Genomic DNA, 7,176 nt, shown 5'->3' with positions numbered 1-7,176 from the left:
GGTGGAGCCGGAAATCTACGCCCACTGCACCCCGGAGAGCTTCACGGACACCACCTTGCATGTCCGCTGCGACTCCACGGCCTGGGCCACGCAGCTGCGGCTGTTGAATTCCAGCCTCTTGGAATTGTTCCGGAAAGAGCTCGGGGACGGCGTTGTGACGGCGATCCACGTGCTCGCCCCGACGGCGCCGAACTGGCGGCGACGCCGGCCGATGCGGCGCAAGGCTGCGATGGAGTGTTCCTGTGCCTGACCGACGAGCGCGCCGTGCATGACACGGTATTCGGCGCCGCAGGCGTGCACCGCGCAGGCGGCGCCTGGCTGGTGGACCATTCCAGCATCTCACCCGATGCCGCCCGCCGTTATGCGGCGCAGTTGCAGCAGGCCAGCGGCCGCGTGTGGATCGATGCGCCAGTGTCCGGCGGCGTGGCCGGCGCCCAGGCCGGCACCCTGTCCATCATGATGGGCGGGCCGGCCGACACCATCGATGCCGCCGCGCCCTACCTGCGTGCCTATGCCGGCCGCGTCACGCGCATGGGCGCGGTGGGCGCGGGCCAGGTCGCCAAGCTGTGCAACCAGACCATCGTGGCCAGCACCGTGAATGCCATTGCCGAGGCGGTGGCCCTGGCCCAGCACAGCGGCATCGACGCGGCCGCGCTGAATACCGCGCTGGCCGGCGGCTGGGCCGATTCCACCCTGTTGCAGATTTTCGTGCCGCGCATGACCGGCCCCATCGAGCAGCCGCTGGGCTCGGTGGCCACCATGCTGAAAGACGTCGAGAATGTCGCGGCCCTGGCACGCGCCACCGACACCGAACTGGCCGGCCTGAACGGCGTGCTGGCCAGCTACCGGGCCGCCGCCGCGCAGGGCCTGGGCACGGCCGACCTGTCCGAGATCGTGCGGGTTGCCTGGCCCGACCGCCCCGCCCCATTCAAGGAACCACGATGAAACTGGCCGCCAACCTTTCCCTGCTGTACCCCGGCCTGCCGCTGGCCCAACGCATGGCCGCGGCGGCACGCGACGGTTTCGCGGGCGCGGAGATTCTGTTTCCGTATGACCTCGCGCCCGCTGAACTGGCGGCGATGCTGCGCGATCATGGCCTGGAACTGGTGTTGGTCAATACGCCACCCGGCGCGGCGGGCGAGAAGGGCCTGGCCTGCCTGCCGGGCCGCGAAGCGGATTTCGGCGCCGCCCTGCAGCGCGCACTGCAGGTATGCGACGCCACGGGATGCCGCATGATCCACACCATGGCGGGCGTGCCGCCCGCCGGCACCGTGCCCAGCGCCAGCCGCGCCACCTTGATCGGCAACCTGCGAAGCGCGGCGCGGCCGGCGCAGCAGGCCGGCGTGACATTGACACTGGAAGCCCTGAACCGCGCCGACGTGCCGGGCTATTTCTACCACCGGCCCGACCAGGCAGCCGACATCATCAACACCGTGGGGCACGACACCATTGGCCTGCAGTTCGACCTTTACCACACCCAGCGCGAAAACCTGGACCTGCACGCCGCGCTGCAAAGCGTGCTGCCCCTGGTGCGCCACGTGCAGTTCGCCTGCGCGGACGGGCGCCACGAACCCGACCCCGCCGACCCCGCCGTGGCGGGCGCGCTGCGCACGCTGGCCAACCACGGCTACGCCGGCTGGGTAGGCTGCGAATACATCCCCCGGGGCGACACCTCGACCGGCCTGGCCTGGCGCCAGGCCTACCAGGCCGTGCTGGATAACCGGGGCACGCCATGAATATCCTGGTCACCGGCGCCGGCGGCTACATCGGGCGCGCCCTGGTCGAACGGCTGTGCGCCATGGCCGAGCTGCCCGGCCATGGCGCTCCAACGCGCATCACCCTGTGCGACCTGGCGCTGGGCGAGCCGCCGTCCGACCCGCGCGTGCGCGGCATCGAAGGCAGCTTTGCCGACCCGAAGGTGCTGGCCGCCATGACCGAGCCCGCTCCCGACCTGGTGTTCCATCTGGCCTGCGTGGCCAGCGGCCGCGCCGAAGAGCAATTCGAACTGGGCTTGCAAGTGAACCTGGCGGGTTCCCTGCAATTGCTGGAAAGGCTGCGCCAGCAGGGCAGATCCCCCGGCTTGGTGTACACCAGCAGCATTGCCGTGTTCGGCGCGCCACTGCCCGGCCATGTCGACGACCAGACCCCCGCCGCGCCGGCCCTGAGCTATGGCGCGCACAAACTGGCCATGGAGATCTTGCTGGCGGACTACACCCGGCGCGGCTTCCTGCAGGCCCGCACGGTGCGCCTGCCCGGCATCGTGCCGCGCCCGCCCGCGCCCAATGGCGCCTGGTCGGCGTTTTCCAGCACGCTGATCCGCTCTCTGGCCGCCGGCCAGCCATGCACCATGCCGGTGGGCCCCGATGCCACTCTGTGGCTGATGTCGCGCGCGTGCTGCGTCGACAACCTATTGAATGCGGCGTGGCTGGCCACCCAGGCGCCCGGCGCACGAACCGCCTGGACCTTGCCGGCCCTGCGGGTATCGGTGCGCGACATTGTCGCGGCCTTCGATGCGCGCGGCGACGGCACGGCCAGCACGCTGGTGCGCTATGCGCCCGAGCCGGCCATCGAGGCGCAGTTCGGCAGCCAGCCGCCGCTGTACACGCCCGCGGCCGAAGCCGCGGGATTCCGCCACGACGGCGATCTGCACCGCTTGCTGGACCACGCGGCGCAGGCTCCCTAGCCGCCGCATCCCGTTGCCCCCAAGAACATCAAGACCACACCGAGGAGACACCATGATCAAATCCCTGGCGAACATTGCGATTGCCGCCGCGGCACTTGCCGCCGCCCTGCCTGCGCACGCCCAGAAAGTCCAGTTGACGGTATCGAGCTGGCTGCCGCCCACGCATGCCGTGGTGGCCGACTTCATCATGCCCTGGGCCAAGGAAATCGAGCAGGCCACCGAGGGCCGGGTGACGCTGCGCCTGCTGCCCAAGCCGGTGTCCAACCCGGCTGGCCACTTCGACGCGGTACGCGACGGGCTGGTGGACATCTCGTTCGTGTCGCATGCCTACTACCCGGGGCGCTTCCAGCTGACCAAGTTCGCCGTGATGCCGTTCTCGGGCAATACCGCGGTGTCGCGCTCAGTGGCCGCCTGGGATACCTACGAGAAGTACCTGCTCAAGGCGGACGAGCACAAAGGCGTGCAGTTGCTGGGCATGTATGCGCACGGGCCCGGCATTGTGTTCACCACCAGCAAATCCGTGGCCGACATCGGCGCCTTCCAGGGGCTGAAGGTGCGCGTGGGCGGCGGCATGGCCGCCGATGTGGCCAAGGCCGTGGGCGCCACCCCCATTGCCAAGCCGGCCCCCGAATCGTATGAGCTGCTGAGCACGGGCGTGGTCGACGGTGTGTTCTTTCCGGCCGAATCGCTGGTGTCGTTCAAGCTGGACGGCCTGATCAAGCACGCCACCGTGTTCCCCGGCGGGCTGTATTCCGATACCCATGCCGTGATCATGAACCGCGATGCCTTCGCCCGCCTGTCCAAGCAGGACCAGCAAATCCTGCTGAAGCTGTCGGGCCGGCACCTGGCCGAACTGGCCGGCAAGGCCTGGGACAAGCACGATGCCGAGGCCCACAAAGTGCTGGACAGCGGGCGCATCCAGGTCGTGAAGGCCGACGACGCGCTGGTTGCGGCGGTACGCGAGCGCACGCAAGGCTTTGAACAGACCTGGCTGGACGCGGCCGCGGCGAAAGGCATCGACGGCCCGGCCGCCCTGGCGTCGTTCCGCGCCGAGATCAAGCAGCTCGACGGCCAGTAACCGCCCCTGACGCGGCGCACCGCGCCCGGGGCCGCCCCGGGCGGTGCGCCACTGCGAGAACAGCATGAAATACTTGAACTGCGCGATCGAAGCCGCGCTCAGGGCCGTGGCGGTGGCCAGCCTGTGCGGCATGAGCCTGCTCACCGTCATCGACGCCACCGGCCGCTACCTGTTCAACCACCCCATCATCGGTTCGGTAGAACTGGTCGAGCTGATGATGATCGCGGTGATTTTCTCCGGCATTCCCTTGATGACCCGCGCGCGCGGCCACATCACGGTGGACGGCTTCAGCCACCTGTTCTCGGCGCGCGCCGTGCGCCTGCAAGACCGCTGCGGCGCCCTGGCGGCTGGCGCGGTCAGCGGCTTCCTCGCCTGGGTTACCTGGGACAAGGCCGACAGCACCGCCGACTACGGCGACATCACCGCCATGCTGGGCATCCCGCTGGCACCCTTCGTCTATGCCATGTCGGTGCTGCTGGCGCTGGACGCCGTGTACCACCTGGCCAATGCACGCCAGTCCGCCGCAACCGAGGAAACCACGCCATGACCGAAGCCTTGATCGCCCTGGGCACGATGCTGGCGCTGGTATTCGTGCGCGTGCCAGTGGCTTTCGCCATGGCGCTGGTGGGATTCATCGGCCTGGGGCTGCTGCGCAACTGGAATGCCGCCTACGCCATGGCGGGATCGGTCATCTACGAAAGCGGATTCCAGTACCTGCTGTCGGTGCTGCCGCTGTTCATCCTGATGGGCAATTTCGTGACCGAATCGCGCATGTCGCGCGAACTGTACGCGGCCGCCCATGCGGTACTGGGGCACCGGCGCGGCGGCCTGGCCATGTCCACCATCGTGGCGTGCGGCGGCTTCGGCGCCATCTGCGGTTCCAGCCTGGCCACCGCGGCCACCATGGCCAAGGTGGCCTACCCCGAGATGCGGCGCATCGGCTACAGCGAAAAACTGGCGGCCGGCTCGATCGCGGCGGGCGGCACGCTGGGTATCCTGATTCCGCCGTCCATCATCATGGTGGTGTACTGCCTGCTGACAGAACAAAGCATCGGCAAGATGTTCGCCGCCGGCGTGCTGCCCGGCATCCTGGCCATAGGCTGCTACATGCTGGCGGTAAGCTGGGTGGTGCGCCGCGACCCCGCCGCCGGCCCCCAGGGCGCGCGCAGCACCTGGCCGCAGATCCGCCAGGCGCTGGCCAAAGTGTGGGCCGTGCTGGCCATGATCGCCCTGCTGATGGGCGGCATCTACGCTGGCGTGTTCACCCCCGCCGAAGCGGCCGGCGTCGGCGCCTTCCTGGGCTTCTTGTTCGCCTGCTGCCGCAAGACGCTGACCTGGCCCAAGTTCGTGGACGTGGTGGTGGAATCGGCCAAGACCACCGGCATGATCTTCGTGGTGATGATAGGCGCGCTGATGCTGGCCAACTTCATCAACTTCACTTCGCTGCCCGGCGACCTGCTCGATCTGGTCGAACGCTATCAACTGAGCCCCCTGGCCGTGATCTTCGCCATCTGCGGCATCTATCTGATCCTGGGCTGCGTGCTGGAAAGCATGTCGATGATCCTGCTGACCGTGCCCGTGTTCTACCCCTTGGTGCAAAGCCTGGGTTTCGACCTGATCTGGTTCGGCATCATCGTGGTGGTGGTTACCGAGATCAGTTTCATCACCCCGCCCTTCGGCATGAATGTGTTCGTGCTGCGCGGCCTGCTGCCAGGCGTGTCGTCGCAGACGATCTTCCGCGGGGTGATGCCGTTCGTCGTCAGCGACATCGTGCGCCTGACGATTCTGATCCTGTTTCCGGCGATTTCGCTGTACCTGCCGCGCTTCGTCAGCTAGGGCGCACGCAATTCATCCGCCGCGCGCCGGCCCTAGCGCTTGAGGGTGCCGGCCCGCGGCTCCGCTAGCCGCTGGCTGGCCCGCTGCACCACGGGCGCCAGCGCCAGCACGATGGCGAACGCCGCCGGCCAGGCGGCGATGAAGGCATGCGCCCAGTGGCCGGCAAAGCCCGGGTCCAGGCCCAGGTTCAGCCACGTTACCCAGCCCGTCATCAGCAACGACATCAGGCCGGACATCAACAGGGCAAAGGTGCAACGCAGCCGGGTGGCGTAAGACATGAATAGCTCCTGGAAGGAAAACGATGGCGCTATCCTAGACTCACACTGTTTTTGCAACTATAAGCATGATTTGAATCTTAAATTCCATTATTGGAAGCCATGCTGGATGATCTTGCGCTGTTCATCGCCATCGTGGACGACGGCAGCCTGCAGGCGGCCGCGCGCCGGCTGAACCTGCCCGCCGCCACCCTTACCCGCCGCCTGCAGAAGCTGGAAGCCCGGCTGGGCTGCCAGCTTCTGTTGCGCAGCGCCCGCAGCCTGAAGCCTACCGCCGAGGGCCGGCAGTACTACGAGCAATGCCGGCCCCTGCTTACCGCCTTGCAGCAAACCACCGCCGGCCTGGACGACGGCCTGAACCAGATCAAGGGCACGCTGCGGGTACTGGCCCCCGTCAGCCTGGCGCGCGGGGTGCTGGCGCCGGCCTGGACCTCATTCCTGGCGGCCTGGCCCGACATCCGGCTGGACCTGATCCTGGACAATCGCACCGAAGACGTATGGCGGCATGGCGCCGACCTGGCGGTGCGCGTCGGCCCGCAGCACGACCCCAAACTACGGCAGCGCCGGCTGGGTGCCTTCGGCCTGGATGTCGTGGCGGCGCCGTCTTATTTGGCGGCCCATGGCGAACCGCGGCATCCGCACGATCTGGAGCACCATGCGCTGCTGGTCAGCGAACCGCTGGCCACCTGGTATTTCCTGTCGCCCGGCGGCGGCGAACGCATCGAGCTGCGGCCCGACGGGCGCTGCCGGGTCAACGAACTGGAACTGATGGTACAGATGGCCGAGGCCGGGCTGGGCATCATGTATTGCCCCCACACGCTCAGCAGCGCGCCTCTGCGGCAGGGCCGCCTGCGGCGCGTGCTGGCCGACTGGCGCACCCCGCAGCGCGTGCTGTACGCCGTCTGGCCGCAACAGCAGCTGCCGCGAAAAGTACGAACGCTGCTGGAGCACCTGTCCGACTTTGCCGCGGCCACGCCCTTGCTGCAGAATGGCGACCCGCCGCCGTCCGCTGCCAGCTAATAACCCTTGGCCGGGTCGTACAGGTTGGGCAGGGATTCGCCGGCCTCGCAGCGGCGGATCAGGTCGGCCACGTAGCGCGCGCGTTCCTGGCGCGTGGGGGTGGCCGCGCAGTGCGGCGTGATCGTCACGCCGGGATGCCGCCACAGCGGCGACTCGGCTGGCAGAGGCTCGGTATCGAATACATCCAGCACCGCCTGCGACATCTGCCCGCTGTCCAGCGCCGCCAGCAGGTCCGGCACCGCCAGGTGCGACCCGCGCCCCACGCTGACCAGCGCGGCGCCGCG

General features: G+C 68.4%; 10 protein-coding genes. 8 read left to right on the top strand and 2 right to left on the bottom strand.

Going from position 1 to position 7,176, the window contains the following annotated elements; genetic code table 11:
* The 7 genes from LPZ50_RS19375 to LPZ50_RS19345 form a co-directional block, all read left to right on the top strand.
* Positions 1-250 (top strand): DUF721 domain-containing protein (locus LPZ50_RS19375; RefSeq protein ID WP_230663886.1); only part of this gene is annotated, 250 nt, incomplete at its 5' end.
* Complete coding sequence (locus LPZ50_RS19370; protein WP_230663883.1) at positions 235-945, top strand: NAD(P)-dependent oxidoreductase; 711 nt, start codon at positions 235-237, stop codon at positions 943-945. The genes LPZ50_RS19375 and LPZ50_RS19370, both read left to right, overlap by 16 nt.
* Positions 942-1,736, top strand: coding sequence for a hydroxypyruvate isomerase family protein (locus LPZ50_RS19365; protein ID WP_230663880.1), 795 nt, complete (start codon positions 942-944; stop codon positions 1,734-1,736). The genes LPZ50_RS19370 and LPZ50_RS19365 overlap by 4 nt, the downstream gene beginning before the upstream one ends.
* On the top strand, positions 1,733-2,683 hold the full coding sequence (locus LPZ50_RS19360; protein WP_230663877.1) for an SDR family oxidoreductase: 951 nt from the start codon (positions 1,733-1,735) through the stop codon (positions 2,681-2,683). The genes LPZ50_RS19365 and LPZ50_RS19360 overlap by 4 nt, the downstream gene beginning before the upstream one ends.
* Before the next feature lie 52 nt (positions 2,684-2,735).
* Entirely contained in the window at positions 2,736-3,761 is a 1,026-nt protein-coding gene (locus LPZ50_RS19355) for a TRAP transporter substrate-binding protein (RefSeq protein WP_230663873.1), read from the top strand.
* Positions 3,762-3,825: 64 nt separating this feature from the next.
* Complete coding sequence (locus tag LPZ50_RS19350; protein ID WP_230663869.1) at positions 3,826-4,308, top strand: TRAP transporter small permease; 483 nt, start codon at positions 3,826-3,828, stop codon at positions 4,306-4,308.
* Positions 4,305-5,597 (top strand): TRAP transporter large permease, encoded by a 1,293-nt coding sequence (locus tag LPZ50_RS19345; protein ID WP_230663867.1) that lies wholly within the window; start codon positions 4,305-4,307, stop codon positions 5,595-5,597. The genes LPZ50_RS19350 and LPZ50_RS19345 overlap by 4 nt, the downstream gene beginning before the upstream one ends.
* Positions 5,598-5,629: 32 nt before the next feature.
* Here the strand turns inward: LPZ50_RS19345 and LPZ50_RS19340 are convergent, their stop codons facing one another.
* Entirely contained in the window at positions 5,630-5,875 is a 246-nt protein-coding gene (locus LPZ50_RS19340; RefSeq protein WP_230663864.1) for a DUF2798 domain-containing protein, read from the bottom strand.
* A gap of 99 nt (positions 5,876-5,974) precedes the next feature.
* Between LPZ50_RS19340 and LPZ50_RS19335 the strand changes: the two genes are divergently transcribed.
* Positions 5,975-6,892: a LysR family transcriptional regulator gene (locus LPZ50_RS19335; RefSeq protein ID WP_230663863.1), complete on the top strand. Its 918-nt coding sequence runs from the start codon at positions 5,975-5,977 to the stop codon at positions 6,890-6,892.
* On the opposite strand, the gene LPZ50_RS19330 is transcribed toward LPZ50_RS19335, so the two are convergent.
* The coding region (locus LPZ50_RS19330) for an NAD(P)-dependent oxidoreductase (protein WP_268903490.1) at positions 6,889-7,176 on the bottom strand (288 nt) is incomplete at its 5' end. The two genes, LPZ50_RS19335 and LPZ50_RS19330, sit on opposite strands and share 4 nt — an antisense overlap.

The sequence above is a fragment of the Bordetella petrii genome (assembly GCF_020991325.1).
Taxonomy (GTDB): Bacteria; Pseudomonadota; Gammaproteobacteria; order Burkholderiales; family Burkholderiaceae_B; genus Bordetella_A; species Bordetella_A petrii_E.
Note: the sequence above shows the minus strand (reverse complement) of the source record. Positions and strands in the feature narration are given on the sequence as shown.